Annotated in this window: 21 protein-coding genes; 11 read left to right on the forward strand and 10 right to left on the reverse strand. The window is 54.5% G+C overall.

Features of this window, described 5'->3' with window-relative positions; all coding sequences use genetic code 11:
- Positions 1-54: 54 nt before the first annotated feature.
- Together CJO09_RS03360 and CJO09_RS03365 are read right to left on the reverse strand one after the other, a co-directional pair.
- The gene (locus CJO09_RS03360) at positions 55-840 is read right to left on the reverse strand and encodes a competence/damage-inducible protein A (protein ID WP_119441048.1); all 786 of its coding nucleotides are present in this window, start codon (positions 838-840) and stop codon (positions 55-57) included.
- Between the two features lie 30 nt (positions 841-870).
- Positions 871-1668, reverse strand: a complete 798-nt coding sequence (locus tag CJO09_RS03365) for an EI24 domain-containing protein (RefSeq protein WP_119441049.1) — start codon at positions 1666-1668, stop codon at positions 871-873.
- Positions 1669-1750: 82 nt separating this feature from the next.
- On the opposite strand from CJO09_RS03365, the gene CJO09_RS03370 reads away from it, so the two are divergent.
- Positions 1751-2137, forward strand: a complete 387-nt coding sequence (locus tag CJO09_RS03370) for a thioredoxin family protein (RefSeq protein WP_119441050.1) — start codon at positions 1751-1753, stop codon at positions 2135-2137.
- On the opposite strand, the gene CJO09_RS03375 is transcribed toward CJO09_RS03370, so the two are convergent.
- From CJO09_RS03375 to CJO09_RS03385, 3 genes are all read right to left on the reverse strand, one after another.
- Positions 2134-3510, reverse strand: coding sequence for a DEAD/DEAH box helicase (locus tag CJO09_RS03375; RefSeq protein WP_119441051.1), 1377 nt, complete (start codon positions 3508-3510; stop codon positions 2134-2136). The genes CJO09_RS03370 and CJO09_RS03375 overlap by 4 nt on opposite strands.
- A 165-nt stretch (positions 3511-3675) precedes the next feature.
- A complete protein-coding gene (locus CJO09_RS03380) occupies positions 3676-4011 on the reverse strand; it encodes an AzlD domain-containing protein (protein WP_114420014.1) in 336 nt (111 codons plus the stop codon).
- Positions 4004-4666 carry an AzlC family ABC transporter permease gene (locus tag CJO09_RS03385; protein ID WP_119441369.1) on the reverse strand — a complete coding sequence of 221 codons (663 nt, stop codon included), beginning with the start codon at positions 4664-4666 and terminating at the stop codon, positions 4004-4006. Before CJO09_RS03385 ends, CJO09_RS03380 begins: the two co-directional genes overlap by 8 nt.
- A gap of 245 nt (positions 4667-4911) precedes the next feature.
- Here CJO09_RS03385 and CJO09_RS03390 point away from each other — a divergent pair, with 245 nt between their 5' ends.
- Both CJO09_RS03390 and CJO09_RS03395 read left to right on the forward strand, forming a co-directional pair.
- Entirely contained in the window at positions 4912-5124 is a 213-nt protein-coding gene (locus CJO09_RS03390) for a zinc-finger domain-containing protein (RefSeq protein ID WP_119441052.1), read from the forward strand.
- Between the two features lie 110 nt (positions 5125-5234).
- A complete protein-coding gene (locus CJO09_RS03395) occupies positions 5235-6266 on the forward strand; it encodes a YheT family hydrolase (RefSeq protein WP_119441053.1) in 1032 nt (343 codons plus the stop codon).
- Here CJO09_RS03395 and CJO09_RS03400 read toward each other — a convergent pair.
- The 4 genes from CJO09_RS03400 to CJO09_RS03415 form a co-directional block, all read right to left on the reverse strand.
- Positions 6259-7725, reverse strand: a complete 1467-nt coding sequence (locus CJO09_RS03400) for a M48 family metalloprotease (RefSeq protein WP_245961208.1) — start codon at positions 7723-7725, stop codon at positions 6259-6261. The two genes, CJO09_RS03395 and CJO09_RS03400, sit on opposite strands and share 8 nt — an antisense overlap.
- Positions 7722-8579, reverse strand: a complete 858-nt coding sequence (locus CJO09_RS03405; protein ID WP_119441054.1) for a cytochrome c oxidase assembly protein — start codon at positions 8577-8579, stop codon at positions 7722-7724. Before CJO09_RS03405 ends, CJO09_RS03400 begins: the two co-directional genes overlap by 4 nt.
- A gap of 28 nt (positions 8580-8607) precedes the next feature.
- On the reverse strand, positions 8608-8949 hold the full coding sequence (locus CJO09_RS03410) for a hypothetical protein (protein WP_119441055.1): 342 nt from the start codon (positions 8947-8949) through the stop codon (positions 8608-8610).
- A gap of 320 nt (positions 8950-9269) precedes the next feature.
- Positions 9270-9686, reverse strand: coding sequence for an NINE protein (locus CJO09_RS03415; RefSeq protein WP_119441056.1), 417 nt, complete (start codon positions 9684-9686; stop codon positions 9270-9272).
- Between the two features lie 51 nt (positions 9687-9737).
- On the opposite strand from CJO09_RS03415, the gene CJO09_RS03420 reads away from it, so the two are divergent.
- Genes CJO09_RS03420 through ruvB form a run of 7 tightly spaced genes read left to right on the forward strand, consistent with a single transcriptional unit; the run spans position 9738 to position 16116 of the window.
- Positions 9738-10895, forward strand: coding sequence for an FAD-dependent monooxygenase (locus tag CJO09_RS03420; protein ID WP_119441057.1), 1158 nt, complete (start codon positions 9738-9740; stop codon positions 10893-10895).
- A gap of 52 nt (positions 10896-10947) precedes the next feature.
- Complete coding sequence (dusB, locus tag CJO09_RS03425) at positions 10948-11964, forward strand: tRNA dihydrouridine synthase DusB (RefSeq protein WP_119441058.1); 1017 nt, start codon at positions 10948-10950, stop codon at positions 11962-11964.
- Positions 11965-11983: 19 nt separating this feature from the next.
- Positions 11984-12223, forward strand: coding sequence for a helix-turn-helix domain-containing protein (locus tag CJO09_RS03430; RefSeq protein ID WP_114420035.1), 240 nt, complete (start codon positions 11984-11986; stop codon positions 12221-12223).
- Positions 12224-12248: 25 nt separating this feature from the next.
- Positions 12249-13844: a bifunctional phosphoribosylaminoimidazolecarboxamide formyltransferase/IMP cyclohydrolase gene (purH, locus tag CJO09_RS03435; protein ID WP_119441059.1), complete on the forward strand. Its 1596-nt coding sequence runs from the start codon at positions 12249-12251 to the stop codon at positions 13842-13844.
- Positions 13844-14389: a crossover junction endodeoxyribonuclease RuvC gene (ruvC, locus tag CJO09_RS03440; protein ID WP_119441060.1), complete on the forward strand. Its 546-nt coding sequence runs from the start codon at positions 13844-13846 to the stop codon at positions 14387-14389. Before purH ends, ruvC begins: the two co-directional genes overlap by 1 nt.
- A 23-nt stretch (positions 14390-14412) precedes the next feature.
- Positions 14413-14988 carry a Holliday junction branch migration protein RuvA gene (gene ruvA / locus CJO09_RS03445; protein ID WP_119441061.1) on the forward strand — a complete coding sequence of 192 codons (576 nt, stop codon included), beginning with the start codon at positions 14413-14415 and terminating at the stop codon, positions 14986-14988.
- 60 nt (positions 14989-15048) lie between these two features.
- A complete protein-coding gene (ruvB, locus tag CJO09_RS03450; RefSeq protein ID WP_119441062.1) occupies positions 15049-16116 on the forward strand; it encodes a Holliday junction branch migration DNA helicase RuvB in 1068 nt (355 codons plus the stop codon).
- A 37-nt stretch (positions 16117-16153) separates the two neighbouring features.
- On the opposite strand, the gene recQ is transcribed toward ruvB, so the two are convergent.
- Complete coding sequence (gene recQ / locus CJO09_RS03455; RefSeq protein WP_119441063.1) at positions 16154-17974, reverse strand: DNA helicase RecQ; 1821 nt, start codon at positions 17972-17974, stop codon at positions 16154-16156.
- Between the two features lie 156 nt (positions 17975-18130).
- Between recQ and CJO09_RS03460 the strand changes: the two genes are divergently transcribed.
- Complete coding sequence (locus CJO09_RS03460; protein WP_114420043.1) at positions 18131-18832, forward strand: response regulator; 702 nt, start codon at positions 18131-18133, stop codon at positions 18830-18832.

Consider the following 18832-nt stretch of genomic DNA (forward strand, 5'->3'; position numbering starts at 1 on the left):
TGAAATTATGCCGTGACTGTGCAAGTTTTTTCAAGCACGGTACTCACAACCCGCCTAAGGTGTCAGCGACCCACCTGCTTCTATAGCGGCTTGCCGCAAATACGCGAGCGCTTCAGAAGCAGCCTGAGGCTCACCTTTGACCCCTAAGTCGATGTGCGAACGCCCGTTCCCCATACTGGGCAGACTAAAAGCCTTTACACCCGGCCAACGACGTTCCAACTCCTCCAAGGCGGGGGTAATTCGGGATTCCGGCAAGCTGTAAACCAGAAACGAATGTTCAACGCGCGGGGTTTGATGGTGCAATTGACGATAACGATGATCCAGTGTCCATTCCATCATCGGCCATGCCATGACCGGGAAGCCGGGCATGAAAGTATGATTTGAAATGAAAAAACCCGGAATTTTGTTATATGGGTTCGGCACAATTTCCGCCCCCACTGGAAATACACCCATTTGCAGACGCTGTTTGTTTTCCGGCAAGCTCATATCGGCACTCCCGTTACCTTTCGCCGCCATTTCCGCGCAACGTTCTGAAATCAGGCGCTCTGCCTCAGGGTGCAAGGCCAAATCGACCCCCAAGGCTTCGGCCGCCGATTGGCGCGTTTGGTCGTCTGGGGTTGCGCCAATCCCGCCGCAGCAAAAAACCACGTCGCCACTGGCAAAACTGCGCTTGAGCGTTTGCACAATAGTGGGGCGATCATCAGACACCAATTCGACACCGCCCAGTTGTAAACCGCGCTGCCCCAACAATTCAATGAGCTTGGGCATGTGTTTGTCTTGCCGCCGCCCCGAGAGAATTTCATCGCCGATGATAATCAGCCTTATTTTTGTTGTACTCATTACCCGCTTCAACCTCGTTCGTGTAAATAATTAAGCCTCAACCACCGTTTCTTGTCGCATATTTTCAAGCGCGCTCAAGCTGAAATGCGCAAACGCCAGCGCGGAATAAACCGGTAGCACAAGCCAGGCCGGTGGAAACAAATTAATGAGTGACATAATGCCGCCCAAAATCCAGTATTCCCGACCATGCCGACGCCAAAGCAAACGACGCTCCTGAGGGCTGGCATGCTCCAGCACGGAATCGACCCGTAACATACGGGTAAACGCAAAGGCCCACCAAAAAACGGGCAACAACACCGCAAACGGCGGAATCAACCACAAAGGCATGGTAAGCAACCAGCCAATCACAAACAATCCCCCCACCCACACAGCGTTCCAAACACCCTGAACGGCAATGACACTACCCTGCCGGCGCAAACCCTGATACTGACGCCGCTCCAAATGGCGAAGTACGATAGGCATGACGAAAATGGCGGCAATGACCAGGCCCAGGATGCCGGACAACGGCAATAAAATCACAACCGCGAGCAACGGCACCATATACAGCTTGATGGAAAACAGGCCGATAGCCAGCATCCACTGGTCAACTGTGTTCACGACGCCCCATTGGGCCATCTCGGAATTCAACCAGCCGGTGAGCGGCTCCCAAAAAGCCCAAATCAGAATTATTGCGCCCAAAAGCGCAATAATGAACGGCAGAAACAGGGCCAACAGCATCTTCGGGTGAAATTGGGATACCAGCGCCCGTTTCATCGCCTCGACCACCGCGTTCATACCCCGATTTCCAGGACCGTTCCGATTGACAACCACTACATTGGGATCATTCATGCATCAACCTTTTTACTGACATTGGTCTATCATAATCAAAAGCCTATTCTTTTTGTGTCCGCTAACCATTTCATCGCGTTTCATGTCTTTTTATCTGCTCCCCAACGACCTTACCTCATTGCAAACGGCCTTTGCATCCGAATCAATAGATAAAGGGGTTTCCGTTATTTGCTACTGCGCGGAGTGGTGTGATACCTGCCGACAGTATTTGAATGATTTTCGCGCCCTGGCCGCACAATGGCCCACCCACACTTTTATATGGGTGGACATCGAAGAAAATCCGGAGTTGCTTGATGAGGAAGACGTTGAAAACTTTCCCACCGTCCTGATTCAGGACGATAGCGGCAATCGTTTTTTCGGGCCCTTGTTGCCCCACATTGGGCATTTGGAAACGCTGCTGCGCAAAGCACCCGAGCTACCTGCGTCGCAATCAGGCCCAGGGCCGGTTGCCTCGTTGGTGAATAACTAACGCCCACCCAACAAAACACCTACCGATTTACGGGTATTTTTAGTATCGCTGGTATGAGTGGGTAAACGTGGCTTGGCTTCAACGTTTGCGGCAACATACGGGCGTGAGAAAAAATCATCCACCGGTGCACGGGAGCGGCTAGTGTCACGATGGCGACCACGGCTCTCGTATGCAGGAGACGGAGAAGAAGATCGACGCGCTGGCTTCGGCAAGTCCAAGGTGCCGCGTAGAATTTTCGTTTTGATCAGCTTTTCAATATCAAGCAAAAAGCGTTCTTCATCAGGAGCAAAAAGCGCGATGGCCTCGCCCGACGCCCCGGCACGTCCGGTACGTCCGATGCGATGCACGTAATCTTCCGCGTTGTAGGGTAAGTCGTAATTAATAACACAAGGCACGCCTGCAACGTCGAGCCCGCGCGCCGCGACATCCGTGGCCACGAGAACCTCAAGCTTACCCGCCTTGAACGCTTCAAGCGCCTTCATGCGCTCAAGCTGACTTTTGTCGCCATGGATGGATTCTGAGCGAATGCCGTCAAGATCGAGCTGCCGCGCCAAACGACTGGTGCCGATTTTCGTATTACAAAACACAATGACCTGATTCAAGCCGCGCGACTTCACAAGGTGCGTCACTGCCGACCGCTTGTCGTTCCCCCCCAGCGGATAGGCAATTTGCGTTACATTTTCCGCTGTCGCATTACGCGCAGCAACCTCAATTTCAATAGGATCTTTCAACCAACTGCGACCCAGCTTGCGAATCTCATTGCTGAATGTGGCGGAAAACAATAGCGTTTGACGCTGCGCAGGCAACAGGCGCACGATACGATCGAGGTCAGGCAAAAAACCCATATCCAACATTCGATCCGCTTCGTCGAGCACAAGAATGCCGACCTGACCAAGGTTCACGTTCTTTTGTTCCACATGGTCAAGCAAACGACCGGGCGTCGCAATTAACACCTCACAACCTCGACGCAATGCATCGCGCTGGGGGTTGATATCGACCCCACCAAACACGACTGCAGAACGCAGCGGTGTTGAAGCACCGTATGTTGAAACGTTGTCGGCAACCTGATCGGCCAATTCGCGCGTAGGCGTTAAAACCAACGCCCGAACCGGGTGACGCGCCGGCGATGCGCTGGAATTTGCAACCGACATAAGACGATGCAAAATAGGTAATGTGAATGCAGCTGTTTTGCCTGTGCCGGTTTGAGCCGCACCCATTACATCGCGGCCTTGCATTACAACGGGTATGGCTTGCGCCTGAATCGGAGTGGGGGAAGTGTATCCCGTTGCTGCTACCGCTTTAAGGATGTCGGCATGCAGTCCGAGCTCGGAAAAAGTCTGAGGTGTAAGATCTGAAATAGTGGTATCTGCCATCGAAATCGGGTTATGCCGCACGGCAAATTAATGCGCCCATGCGGATTTAAAACACATCTATTTTAACGCAGGCGGACGTACAGGTCGAAATGCGGCTTCGATAACCGGGCGAAAGTGTCGTTAAATATCCACGACTTAGCGTTATCGAACCACTTTTCGCCTCGCCTAGCCCAATAGCGCGCGGATTACCCAATACGCCACCATGCCACTGACCATAACCAACACCGCACTGCGAGTACGCAAATAAACCAGCACCGCAACCAGCACCGCCAGCATTTTAAGGTCTACAAAGGCAGCCGCACCTTCCCCCCAAGGCAAAACCTCAGGCACTACAATGGCTATTAGCGCGGCCGGCGGCGCATAACGCAGCGCACGTCGAATGCCGTCGGTTAAGGGCAGATAGTCACCAAACAAAAAATATCCGGCTCGCGTAATCAAGCTGCATAACGTCAAAAATACAATGACGGCCAAAATGTAAGCGTCAGTCCCCGGTTCAAACATGACGCCCTCCTTTAGTACGATCACGATGCTTTTCGGCCATAACACCCGCCACAATTCCACCTATAACGGCAGCGGCCAGCCCCAACCGCAGTGGCAACGGCTGCCCTACCCAGGCAATACAACCCGCCACCACCAGCGCAACCGCCATGGGGATATTTTTCACCAGCGGAACGGTAATGGCCAGCAATGCCAACGTGGCGGCAAACTCGAGCGACCACGACTGAGGAATGATCGCACCCAGATAAATACCGGCAATCGAGGCAATCTGCCAGGAAATCCAGCCGGGAACGATCACCCCAAGATAAAAATAGAGTTGATCCCGGGTCCCCCGCTTTTTCGCATCACCGTAGCGCGTCATGAATAAAACAAAAACCATGTCGCTGGACCAATACCCCAACCCCAAGCGTTGCAGAAAAGGGTAACGGCGAAAATACGGTTGCAATGCGGCGCCGAAAATGACAAAACGAATATTTACGACGCAACCGGCCAAAAAAATCAACCAGACCGGTGCACCGGCAACAATCAGCGGCAAAGCAGTGAGCTGCGCGGAACCCGCGTACACAAACAATGTCATCAAGGTCGCCATCACCTCGGACATGCCGCTTTTGATCATGGCAATGCCGGTCACAAAACCCCACAAACTTGTCGCAACCATGGTAGGTGCAACCTGACGAAAACCCGTGTTGAAACTATGCCAGGCGCGTGCCTGCTTGATGGGCACCGAATGGCTGGACGGCAAAGACAAGGCAAAACCCCGTTATAAAATATGTCAGCATGCTGACAGTTAATGCTGAAACGACAAATGATATCCGACTCAACCAAGTTTGTTGAGTCATTCTGCGTGAATGCCCGCAATTGGTACAATGCCGCCATTCGGTATTCTTCTATTCAGGAACCTTCATGAATCGCGCAGAAGACAAATCTGTTCCCCATGGTGACGTCATCGAGGTCGATGCCTCCGACCTGCCGGTATATTGCCCCGGGCCCAAGGCACCGCTGTGGTCAATGCATCCCCGGGTTTATATCGAAGTGGCCAAATCCGGTCAGGGCGTTTGTCCTTATTGCAGCGCAACCTACCAGCTCAAACCCGGCCAGACAGTGCACAGCCATTAACCTGGCTTACCGCCCCCTCAAGTTTTAATTTCAAGGGCTTTACGCACTAAGTGAACGCTCAATTCGATCCTTCCGTCTGTCCCACACCCTGGTGGTTACCGAATGGGCACATGCAAACGATTTGGGGTGCTGCAGGCGCCCGCTTTCATCGGGTTGCATTTATACGCGAACGTGTCACCACACCCGACGGCGATTTTGTCGACTTCGATTGGACTGCGCCGGGATTGTTCGCCGATCGTTCCGCCGATAACCGAAAAGTTGAACCCGATCCTGCTTTGGCACACACGGCAGCACGACGCTGGCTGGAACCGCCCGATCAACAAGTACTCAACCATGCCCGCGATATCCCGGCTCTGGTCCTGTTTCATGGCTTGGAGGGCAGCAGCCAAAGCCGTTACGCGCAATCTATTGCGCACTATTTTCGGGCGCGCGGCTGGATTGTTGTTGTCGCGCATTTCCGCGGATGCTCAGGCTTTCCAAATCGAATGGCCCGAGCATACTACTCGGGTGACACCGATGAAATCGGCTTCATTTTGGCGCAACTCAAATCCAAAGTTCCCAACGCCAAATGGCACGCCGCCGGGGTATCGTTAGGCGGCAATGCACTGGTTAAATATTTGGGTGAAAATGCCGAAAGCACGCATTGGTTGCATGCTTGCACGGCTATTTCAGTACCACTCGACCTAGTGGCGGCAGGAGAGGCTTTATCGCGCACACCGGCCGGTCGTCAGGTGTATTCGCGATATTTTCTGAAAAGCATGATCACCAAAATACGCGAAAAAGCACAGCGTTTTCCCGGTATTACGGATACTTTCAAGCTCGGACAAGTTAAAACCATACGTGATTTTGACGACTTATACACGGCGCCCATGCATGGCTATAAGAATGCACTTGATTACTGGACTCGTGCCTCAGCCAAACCCGTGCTCAAGTCAGTCAGCAGGCCCACGCTCATCTTAAACGCCCGCAACGACCCGTTTATACCCGAGGCATCTTTACCTGGAACGAGCGAGTGCTCGGATGCCATTTTGTTGCACCAACCGGCGCAAGGCGGGCACGTGGGTTTTATTACCGGTGGCTTTCCCGGCAACCTGAACTGGCTGCCTAACCGAATGGCCAACTATTTTGAACGCCTTACCTGAACTGTTCAAGTAACTCACGATTGGTTCTCACCCGATCCTGAAGCTCCCGAATACGCACATCAAGTTCTGATTGCTCGTAGAAATCATTGGAAAGCCCCCTTGCCTGCTGAAGCTGTACCACCGCAGCCGCCAAAGCACCCATTTTTTCGTAATAATCGGCCATGGCCCGACGCGCCTTAACCGGCTGACCAAGACGTTCAAAGGCTTGCGCCTGCAGTTGATAAAACCGTGGCTCTTCAGGCCAGCGCTCAATTAAATTATCCAGCTGTTTTAACGCAGCGGACGTTTCATTGTTCTTCAATAATGCCTCAACGGCGGCCAGGCCTACCCCCTGGTTCTCGGGCCAACGCGCCAGAGCCCGATCGGCGATTTGACGTGCTTGTTCAACTTGATTCCGGGCCATCGCCAAATCAATTTCCAGGCTGGCCATTGGGGGCGACTGAACCCCTTGAGCTCCGGCTTGGCGCAAGGCCTGCGCAACCTCGTCATATGCTTTGCGCTCCCAGGCCAGATACGCCAGCCCATACCACGCAGCAGCGCGCCTGACCCCTTCATATTGAGACGCTTCTTGCCGCAACACAGACTCGGCATTACGTGCAGAGCCAGAGTCGCGCGCTTGAAGAACGCGCAGCTTGGAGCGAACAAACCAGAAGGCGTCGCTATCTTGATGACGCCCTGCTGACATTCCCCTGGCACGGTTTTCAATATCCGACATACGCTGAATGGAGAGCGGATGAGTACTTGCGTAAGCACCGCCGCCCTCACCTCGATTCAGCCGTGCGGCGTTCTCGAGCTTGGAAAACATCTGCACCATTCCCGCAGGATCAAACCCTGCCTTGGTGAGCATTTCAAAGCCGGCCCGATCCGCCTCTTGTTCAGCCTGACGCGAGAAGCCAAGTTGTTGATCAACTGCCGCCGCCTGGCCGAATGCCGCAACACCCATGGCCAGGTCACCACTACCCGCCAAAGCTGCAAGCAGCGCGCCGGCAATTGACGCCAATGCAATATTTCGTGACTTCGTGCTTTGTGTCATGCCGCGGGCGACATGGCGTTGATAGACGTGCGCGATTTCGTGCGCCACAACCGAAGCTAACTGTGACTCATTGTCGGCCGCCACGATAAGACCGCTATTAATACCAACGTAACCCCCCGGCAGCGCGAACGCATTAATTGAAGGGTCGCGAACACCAAAGACGGTGACATCTGCGCCTGATGAGGCCTGGCTTAAACGACGCCCCAAGCCCAATAAATATTGAGAGACATCGGCATCGTTAATATACGAAGGGAAACGACGCCCTTGTTCCATAATGGCGTCGCCCAGGGTTTGCTCTAATGCGGGGGAAAGGTCGGCCGAGGAGGCCGCACCCATGCTTGGCAACCCCACAGGTTGTGCCTGCAAACCTTGCGCTCCTGCAGCGCACACCAGAAAAACCGTGCACAGCCAGCGCTTTAACCTCATGCAGCCCCCGATGCCTTAGCTGGTAAGGCGCGCTGACGCGGTGTCGTCAACCGCTTTTTGGCGGACAAACGCATCAGCGTACCCAATGCAAACAATAAACCGAAAACCTCGACAAACCCCGCCAGAATCCACATTGTGAGACCGCCGATACCTTGGTCGGTCACGGCGGACATACCTGGAATAGCCCGACCGCAGAGATCAAAAATTGGGTAAAGGTCATATTCGGTGAAGGTAATGATGGCTCCCACCACCATTTGCGGCACCATGGTAATGACCGGGGAAATAATTCGCCCACCCGGCGACATGACCGCAGGGGGGCTTGGCCGACGATCGAGAATCAAATTCCAATACAAAAAGCCGCTAATAACCACTGACCAGTTCATCAGGCGATACAAGCGCCAATCGAGCATGGAATAAAACTGGACAGTGGGAATCAGCCAGACCACTACGAGGAACACGAACATGAACGGCACAAGAATTTTGTGCGTTAACAACCAAACCCAGAAGCGCCCAAACGGTGTTTGCAAAAACCGACGTAACCAAGCCCGCAGCGACAAAGGCAAGCCGGCACGCAGCACCTGCCCCGGGTATGCCCCCATGATAAGTAGCGGACCAAGATGATGAAGCACGAGATGCTGCAGCCGATGCGCAAAGAACAAGCGCTCGGCGTAATAATCAACGCGGGTATGAAGCGACAGGTAAAGAAACACCAGGCCCACCCAGAACAGCGCCTGACGCGCTGCCGAAACCCGATGCACACGTGTGCCACGAACAAACAAAACAATGCCCACGAAAAACATGAGCAATAAAGCCGGGGAGAACTCCCACGGCGTCAACCAACCGAGGACATCCATGACACAGATTCTGTGAAAGACAACCGGCTTAGTTTAAAGCAATATGCCGATGATCGCCCCAGCGTACATCACGCACACCTTCCAGTTTTTTCAATTGGCGCGCCTGATTCATAAGTGCCGGCTTCAAGTCGTCGGGGCAAGAAACCGTGACACACGCTGTGACCAGCGCCGGATCGGGTGCGCGGTCGACCTGCATTGAACCAACGCTCAACCCAGCCACACCGAAGTCGCGATAAAGTGTTTTACGAATTTGCCCCATGTTTGCGCGGGAACAAACCAGCGTTAAACGCGACACGGCCGGTTTCTTGACAATACCAGCCGGCATGGTTTGTACACCGGCACGACGCAAAAAAAGATTGAATAAACGCATAACACAACTCCTCCGCGTGCCATTTTGATGAAAACAAGCACAGCGTGATGACCCGCGCACTGACTGCGCAGAATCTATTCATATTTAAAGTGGAGTCGGTTGTTCGGAAGAACTCCGAAAAATTGACTGCCACACCCTTGTTTGTGTCACCGGGCGTGGCATGGCTTACTGCCGAAATCGCCCTAGTGACTTGTTCGGTCGATAGATAATCGACAACTGTCGTCGCTTGAGTCGGTATTCACCGCAGAAAGCTCCTGTATAACCAAAGAAGCAAAATTATAGCCTGTAGAAGCTTGTTCGACAAGGGGCCAGGCTATTTTTCAGTAAGTATAGCCATCCAGCCAACCCAACTGTTCATAAACATGAATCACGGTCATAGCGAGACCGAACATAACGACTGTTGCGCCAAATAGCGTGGTCAGAATAGCGATTACAACTGGCCCCCAGCCGGTTTGAGTAATCGACACACCGTTGTTATAGCGCTGATCGAACCAACTGTCGGGCTTAAGACAGAAGATGAGAGCCTCAATATAACCGGCTGCGGCCGGAATGAACAAAAGCAGAAAAGCGGGTGTATCCCACCAAACCGGGCGGCTAAGCGCAAACGCCAACAGGCCGGCGGTTACCAGCGTAAACAACCACGCACCACGACGATGCAGATACCACCAATGTGCTCCAAACACGCCCAGCACAGCCGCCAGCAGCGATACAATAACTTTACTTCGATGTGTAGACATTTCTTAAACTCATAACCGAATAGCCGAATTGTATTCAAGCTCGGCCCCTTTATGTCTGACCCCGACTACGATATTGTGATTGCGGGCGCCGGCCCGGTTGGTAGCGCGCTTGCCTTAATGCTTGCGCGCTACGCCCCACAGCCCGAACGGATTGCGCTGGTTGGCGCGTCGTTCATGCGCCGGGGGGCTTCGCCCAACGAGGCTTCCGACCCGCGCTCAATCGCGGTCAATCACGGCAGTATTGAACTCTTACGCAAGCTAAAGGCCTGGCCTGCACACTATCGGCCCATCGAAACGGTGCATGTTTCGCAACAAGGGCGATTGGGCCGAACCGTCATTCAACATACCGACCTTAATGTTGCGGAACTGGGGGGGGTAGTCAATTACACCGACCTATTAACTGAGCTGCACCACTCGCTGGCAAGCAGCGGCATCAGTTGCATTGAACTTAAACACGCCGCACTGCAGTTGAATGAATATCCGGAAGTGCTGGCCGACACTCGCAGGATTCAAGCTTATATGGGCGTGCAATCTGATGGCATTCGCCCCAAAGGGCTCAACAAACAATACGACCAGTGTGCCGTATTAACAGTGGTGAAGGCGGGTGAGCCGCGCCCAGGCTGGGCTTTCGAACGATTTACCCGGCAGGGGCCCCTAGCATTGTTACCCCACCCCTCCGGCGCCAATCACTATGGCGTTGTGTGGTGCTGCCGGCCCGACACCGCTGCGCAATTGCGTGACGCCCCCGATACCGATTTCAACACCCAACTACAAAGTATTTTTGGCGAACGGCTGGGCACTTTATCTGTTTTGGGCGAGCGCGCTGTCTACCCACTCTCGCTGCATGCGGGCCCCACACGCATCGGCCGGCGAGGTATTGCAATCGGCAATGCAGCTCAAACATTACATCCGGTAGCGGGCCAAGGGCTGAATCTGGGTTTGCGGGACGCAGCGCAGCTTGCACACACCTTACGTTTTTGGCTTACTCAACCAAGCCAGGACCCAGGCCCTATGCTGGAACACTACACGCAACTGCGCAAACCCGACCGTTGGCTCACCACGGGCATTACCGACTTCCTGCCGCGCATATTCTCAACCAAACAGCCTCTTGTAGAACATGCGGCAGGGCTGGCCTTACTCGGCATGGACCTCAGTTTAGGAGCGCGTATGCCGCTTGCTCATCATCTGTTACAAGGCCTGCGTCGGTAACCAAATTTATTTCCCTCTCCCCACCCTGGTCAGGGAACGTTAAAATGCCCCCATGCAAATCGGCCCCTGGACCCTCCCCAATCGTGTATTTGTTGCGCCTATGGCAGGTGTAACCGATCGTCCCTACCGACAACTCTGCAAGCGGTTGGGTGCAGGCTATGCCGTCTCTGAAATGGCAGCCAGCAATCCTCGTTTATGGAATAGCGTCAAAACATCACGTCGCCTGAACCACGACGGGGAAATCGACCCCATCGCAGTGCAAATTGCGGGGGCCGACCCTGAAATGATGGCGGAAGCCGCTGTTTTCAATATTCGTAAAGGCGCCCAAATTATTGATATCAATATGGGCTGCCCGGTTAAGAAAGTGTGTAATGTCGCCTCCGGCTCCGCTTTGCTGCGTCACGAAGACCTCATTGCCCGCATTCTTGAAAGCGTCGTTAGCGCGTGTCGGCCATTCGGCATTCCCGTCACGCTCAAAACCCGCACCGGATGGGATCACCACTCGCGCAATGCACTTCGCATCGGCAAATTGGCGGAAAACACCGGCATCTCCGCCCTTACCTTACATGGGCGCACACGTGCCGACTTATACAACGGGCATGCGGAATACGACACCATCAAAGAAGTCAAAAGCCAACTGCATATCCCCGTTATCGCCAACGGCGATATCGACAGTCCGGAAAAAGCCCGTTTTGTTCTCAATTACACGGGAGCCGATGCCATTATGATCGGCCGCGCGGCCCAAGGCCGGCCCTGGATTTTTCGGGAAGTCGATCACTTTCTGGCAACCGGCACTTACCTGCCTCCCCCTACTTTCGGGGAATTACGCGATTGCCTGCTCGAACACCTTGAAGATCACTATCGTTTCTACGGCGAGTACACTGGTGTAAGATCGGCACGCAAACACGTTGGATGGTATCTGGGCAAACTTCCCCTGAGCGCGCCCTTGATTCAACGCATCAATCAAAGCGACCAAAGTCAAGAACAACTCGCCGCCCTGGCAGCCTGGTTCGACCAGTTCGCACCCGAAAAATATTTAACAACACCATCGCAGGCGCTGGCCGCCTGAACTCACAACAGCGAAAAGAATGAACTATCCCAACCCCATTGAACAGTGTGTACGCGAGCATCTGGAACGTTATTTCGCCGACCTGGGAGACACCGAGCCACACGATATTCTGGCCATGGTGGTCAACTGCGTTGAAAAACCGGTGTTGCAAATCGCGCTGGAAAAAACGCACGGCAACCAGTCAAAAGCGGCCGCTATGCTGGGTATTACGCGCAGCACCTTGCGTAAGAAACTCAGCGCGCACGATTTGCAACCTTGAACCCATCTACTTTTGAGTCGTACCCATGAAGATACAAACCGCCCTGCTTTCGGTTTCCGACAAAACCGGTATCGTTGAATTTGCCCAAGCATTGGTTGAGCGCGGCATTAAACTTTTATCAACCGGCGGCACGGCAAAAATGCTTGCGCAAGCGGGCCTGCCTGTTACCGAAGTAGCCCAACACACCGGCTCACCGGAAATTCTCGATGGCCGCGTCAAAACGTTACACCCAAAAATTCATGGCGGGCTACTGGCACGTCGCGATAGTACTGAACATTTAGAAACGCTGGAAGCGCACGGTATAGACCGCATTGATTTGCTGGTTGTGAATTTGTATCCCTTTCGCGAAACCATCGCCAAGCCGGGCTGCACTTTTGCCGATGCAGTGGAAAACATTGATATCGGCGGGCCGGCCATGTTGCGGGCGGCTGCAAAAAATCATGGTACCGAAGAAGGCGGCGTCGCCGTTGTGATCGATCCGGTTGATTACAAAAAAGTACTGGCCGATATCGACGGCCCGGACGGTCAGCCCTCCTATGCCCTGCGACTGGCCTTGGCGGCAAAGGTCTATGCCCATACCGCAGCCTACGACGGCGCCATTGCCGGGTACTTAAGCAGCCTGGCAAACGAAGCGCCGGCGCAGAACGCAGAACCCGAGCGCACCCCTTGGCCGGCAATGCTTACGGTGCAAATGAAACGCGAACAAACGCTACGCTATGGCGAAAACCCGCATCAGGCTGCTGCGTTTTATGTTGACCAACCGGTCGGCGCCGGCCTATTGGGAAGCTATCGCCAGCTTCAAGGCAAAGAACTTTCATACAACAACATTGCCGATGCCGATGCGGCCTGGGAGTGCGTGCGCAGCCTTGAAACGTGTGGCTGCGTGATTGTGAAGCACGCCAATCCATGTGGCGTGGCGGTGGCGGAAAATTCGGAAGAAGCCTATCAAAAAGCCTTCAAAACCGACCCTACATCCGCTTTCGGTGGCATTATTGCCTTTAATCGTCCGGTTGATGAAAAAACCGCCAGGGCGATTACAGAACAACAGTTTGTCGAGGTGCTATTGGCGCCGGCCTACTCAGGCGAAGCACTGGCCGTATTCACCAGCAAAAAGAACGTTCGCGTGCTCGAGGTGCCCAGTGGCAACGCCCAGAACCCGATGGATATTAAAAGGGTTGGCGGAGGCTGGCTGGTACAAACCCCCGACACCTTCCAGGTGGATGAAAGCCTGCTCAAGGTCGTCACGGATAAACAACCCACCCCCCAACAATTGCACGACATGCTGTTTGCCTGGAAAGTTGCAAAGTATGTGAAATCGAATGCCATTGTGTTTGCCGCAAACGGCATGACACTGGGCGTTGGCGCGGGTCAAATGAGCCGTATTGACTCAGCACGCATTGCCTCCATCAAAGCTGAAAACGCGGGTCTGAGTCTGGCCGGTTCCGCCGTCGCCTCCGACGCTTTCTTCCCTTTCCGTGACGGCCTGGACGTTGTAGCCGAAGCCGGCGCTACGTGTGTTATTCAACCCGGCGGCAGCGTGCGCGACGACGAAGTCATTGCCGCCGCTAACGAACGCGGTATTGTCATGGTGCTCACCGGCACCCGTCATTTCCGTCATTAATGAGAGTCCTTGGCATTGACCCCGGCCTTCGGCGCACCGGCTTCGGCATTATCGATGTCGAAGGCATGCGCCTTGGCTATGTGGCCAGTGGCACCATTCAGGTTCCCGCCGACCTCCCCCTGGCACAGCGCCTGAAAACCATTCTGGATAATGTCAGGGAGATCATTCAGGCACATAACCCCACCGTTTCCGCGCTGGAAAAAGTATTTGTCAATACGAATCCAACCTCAACCTTGCTATTGGGGCAGGCACGCGGCGCGGCCATGTGTGCGCTGGCCGACCATCACCTCGACGTCCACGAATATACGGCACTGCAAATCAAGAAATCCGTCGTTGGAAACGGCCACGCCGCCAAAGAACAGGTACAAGCCATGGTTCAGCGTTTATTGAACCTGAACGGCTTGCCTTCGCCGGACTCGGCCGATGCCCTGGCTTGTGCTATTTGCCATGCACACGTGGGTGCTCTGGCCGCGAAACTACATGCCGGCGGAGCACTATCAGGCCGGGGCGGCGCGCGTTTGCGCGGCGGCCGTTTATCGCGCTGAACATTATTGAATAAGGTATCGACATGATCGGACGCATTACCGGCACGCTGCTCGACAAAACCCCACCCACTATTTGCGTGCAAACAGGGGGGCTGGGATACGAAATCGATGTACCCATGAGTACCCTTTACGACCTGCCCGAGGCAGGTGCGCAGGTTACGCTTTACACCCATCTGGCGATCCGGGAAGATGCCCATGTTCTCTATGGCTTTCTCACTGCTCAGGAACGCATCACCTTTCGCGCTTTAATCAAAGTAACCGGGATCGGTGCACGAACCGCCTTGGCGGTACTTTCAGGCATGACCACCGATGACTTGGCACTGGCCATCCGGGAACAGGAAACCGGCCGCCTAACGCGAGTACCCGGCATCGGAAAAAAAACGGCGGAACGCCTGCTGCTCGAACTCAAAGACAAACTCGGCGCGCCGGCGCATCATGGGAGCGGCGGAAACGCGAGCTCCGGTCGCGATGACATTTTGAACGCACTCATGGCACTGGGCTATTCAAACAGTGAGTCCCAGGCGGCGTTGAAGGCTCTGCCTGCCGATATCGATGTTTCCGAGGGCATACGCCAGGCCCTGAAGTCGCTGGCACGCTAGAGTCGCCGACCCGATCGTTCTCGTGTACGATTAACGCAATATTTCAAGCTGAACTGAGCCATGGCTATTCATTCTGATTCCTTCTCCGGCACCGCGTCAGAGCCGCGAATCGTCGCACCACAATCCTCCTCGCCTAACGAGGATACGCTTGAAAGGGCCCTGCGCCCGCGCATGCTGTCTGATTACGTCGGGCAGCACAATGTGCGCGAACAACTTGAAATTTTCATTACCGCCGCCCGGCAACGCAACGAATCGCTCGACCACGTTCTGCTTTTTGGACCTCCCGGGCTGGGTAAAACCACGCTGGCACACATTATTGCGCAGGAAATGGGCGTTCAGTTGCGCCAAACCTCAGGGCCGGTCCTTGAGCGCCCCGGCGATCTCGCTGCGATGCTGACCAATCTCGAACGCAACGATGTTTTGTTCATCGATGAAATTCATCGTTTGTCGCCGGTCGTGGAAGAAATTCTCTACCCGGCATTGGAAGACTTCCAGATCGACATCATGATCGGCGAAGGCCCGGCAGCCCGCAGCGTAAAAATCGACCTGCAACCCTTTACGCTGGTGGGCGCCACCACACGCGCCGGTATGCTAACCAATCCTCTGCGCGACCGATTTGGTATTGTTTCGCGCCTTGAGTTTTATAGCGTTACCGACCTTACCCATATTGTCACCCGCAGTGCAGGTTTGCTGAATGTCACGATTACGCCGGATGGCTCCCAGGAAATTGCGCGGCGGGCACGCGGTACCCCTCGAATCGCCAATCGACTGCTTCGACGTGTGCGCGATTATGCCGAGGTGAAATCCGACGGCGTGATCAACGCAGATACAGCCAACGCCGCGTTGTCGATGCTGGATGTCGATCCGCAGGGGCTCGACTTAATGGACCGTAAACTGCTGGATGCCATTGTGCACAAATTCGACGGTGGGCCGGTGGGAGTCGACAGCCTTGCCGCGGCCATTGGCGAAGAGCGTGACACGATTGAAGACGTCATCGAACCATACCTGATCCAACACGGCTACCTTCAACGCACCCCCCGCGGGCGCATGGCCACACAAACAACCTGGCGTCATCTGGGCCTTACCGCCCCCACATCACGCGACAACACGCCCAACCTTTTTGAGTAAACGCGTCAACGTCACCCGCAAACGTGCGACGCAGGCATCAGACCGACCTTATGCTGCTCAGCAGCTGTTCGCCGTATGCCTCGCGTTTACGGGCACCGACACCGTTAATATGAGCCAGGTCGTTCAAACTTTGCGGGCACGACAGCGCGACCTCCCGCAACGTAGCATCATGGAAAATAACGTAAGCCGGAACCCCATGGCTACGGGCCGTTTCGGCGCGCCACGCCCGCAACGCCTCAAAACGCGCAAGCGCATCAGCCGGTAAATCGTCCATTGCCGCACGTTGCCTGGCCGGCCGCGTTTTACGCGCGTCCAGGGTTTCTTTGCGCAACATAAGGGTGGCATCACCTTTGAGCACAGCCCGGCTTTCATCGGTTAACGCCAATGTGCCGTAGCCCTCTTGGTCAACCGCAAGAATATTGCGTGCGAGCAACTGACGTAGAACACCGCGCCAGGCCTGTTCCGACAAATCTTTACCCACACCGAACACCGACAGGGCGTCATGTTGATTCTGCCGGATGCGATCGGTTGACTTGCCGCGCAAAATATCAATTAAATGTATTGCGCCAAACCGCTGCCCGCGTTCACGCCACAAACGATAAACCGCCGACAACAACTTCTGCGCGGCAACTGTTCCATCCCACGACTCCGGAGGACTCAAGCAAACATCGCAATTGCCGCAAGGCCCGATAGCCTGGTCAAAATAAGCCAACAGCCGCTGACGACGGCAATCCACGGTTTCACACAATCCAAGCATAGCGTCGAGTTGCGCAGCGGAACGGCGCCGGAACACTTCATCACCGGTCGACTCGTCAATCATCCGGCGTTGTTGCACCACATCCTGCAAACCATATGCCAGCCACGCTGTCGCCGGCAAACCATCGCGACCGGCACGACCTGTTTCCTGGTAATAGCCCTCAACAGACTTGGGCATGTCGATATGGGCGACAAAACGAACGTCGGGTTTATCAATCCCCATTCCAAACGCAATGGTTGCCACCATCACCACCCCCTCCTCACGCAAAAAACGGGCTTGATTCTGGGCACGCTGTGTCGCCGATAAACCGGCGTGGTAAGGAAGTGCCGCAATACCATTCCGGGCTAAAAATTCGGCGGTGTCCTCAACGCGTGATCGCGAAAGCGCGTAAACCACACCACAATCTTCGCGATGTTCGGATTGAATGAAATCTAGCAACTGTCGTTTGACTTCGCGTTTTTCAACCATCCGGTAACAAATATTGGGACGATCAAAGCTGGAAATAAACAGCCCGGCCTGCTCCAGCCCCAGACGTTGAATAATTTCATGACGCGTTGCCGTTGTGGCCGTAGCCGTTAGCGCGATCCGGGGCACCTGGGGCCAGCGCTCGGCCAATAACGACAGACCCAAGTACTCTGGTCGAAAATCATGCCCCCATTGCGACACACAATGTGCCTCATCAATGGCGAAAAGTGCTATGTCACCCTCTTCAAGCAACGCCAGGCACCGTTCCGTTAATAATCGTTCCGGCGCCACGTACAACACATCGAGTTGCCCCGCCCTGAACGCCTGCTCTACCTGACGCGCCTCACGCCAGTCAAGTGTGGAGTTCAAGAAAGCAGCCCGCACGCCCAACTCAAGCAATGCATCGACCTGATCCTGCATCAACGCGATAAGCGGTGACACGACGATACCGGTTCCTTTACGTACCAATGCTGGAATTTGATAACAGAGGGATTTGCCGCCCCCGGTGGGCTTCAGAACCAAGGCGTCTCCCCCATTCACAACATGTTCGATAATCTCATGTTGATTCCCCCGGAACGAGTCATAACCAAAAACCTGCTGTAAGACGTCCAGAGGGGAAGAAGAGGAGAAAGACATTAATAAACCAAAAAACTATTAGAAGTTAAACCCAAATGCGTTACCGAGCCGCCCCTATTGGCATACAGCTCAGCGGGCATTTTATAGTACGCAACAGATTTCAATTGGTTTCCGCCTCTTGCCCAAATTTGATTCAGCCAGCAAACTTGACGCACCATGGAAAAAACGCTTACCAAAGTTCTGGTTGTTGATGACGACCCGGCGCTCAGGCAGTTACTGGCCGACTACCTGAATCGTCATGGCTACGACACTTTGTTATCGAACGATAGCCACGACTTGCCTGCACGCATTGAACGCTACACGCCCGACCTCATCGTGCTCGACCGCATGTTGCCTCATGGCGATGGTGCCGATGCCTGTCGCCGCCTGCGCCAAATGGGGGAGGATATTCCCGTTATTTTACTCACCGGGCGCGATGACACCATTGATCGTGTACTCGGCCTGGAGGCCGGCGCCGATGATTATCTGGGCAAACCCTTTGACCCAAGAGAACTGCTGGCCCGCATAGAGGCCGTACTCAGGCGCAAAAAAGGCGCCTCTGCGCTGGTTAAAGAGCAACCTGTTCATTTCGGGCCATTCACCTTCGACCCCGCACGCCGGCAGCTCTTGAAAGAGAACTCCCCCATTAAACTCACTGGTGGCGAAATTAATTTGCTGGAAGCACTGGTTCGCAATCCTGGCAAAGCGTTATCACGAGAGCGCCTGCTTGCGCTCGCGCGTGACGACGAAGAAGGTGAGCGTAACGATCGGGCAATTGACATCGCCATACTGCGCTTGCGTCGCGCGATAGAAAACGACCCCAAACAACCCCACTACATTCAAACCGTATGGGGAGTGGGATATCGGTTTTCGCCCTGA

It is taken from the genome of Neopusillimonas maritima, from assembly GCF_003576595.1.
Taxonomy (GTDB): domain Bacteria; phylum Pseudomonadota; class Gammaproteobacteria; order Burkholderiales; family Burkholderiaceae_B; genus Neopusillimonas; species Neopusillimonas maritima.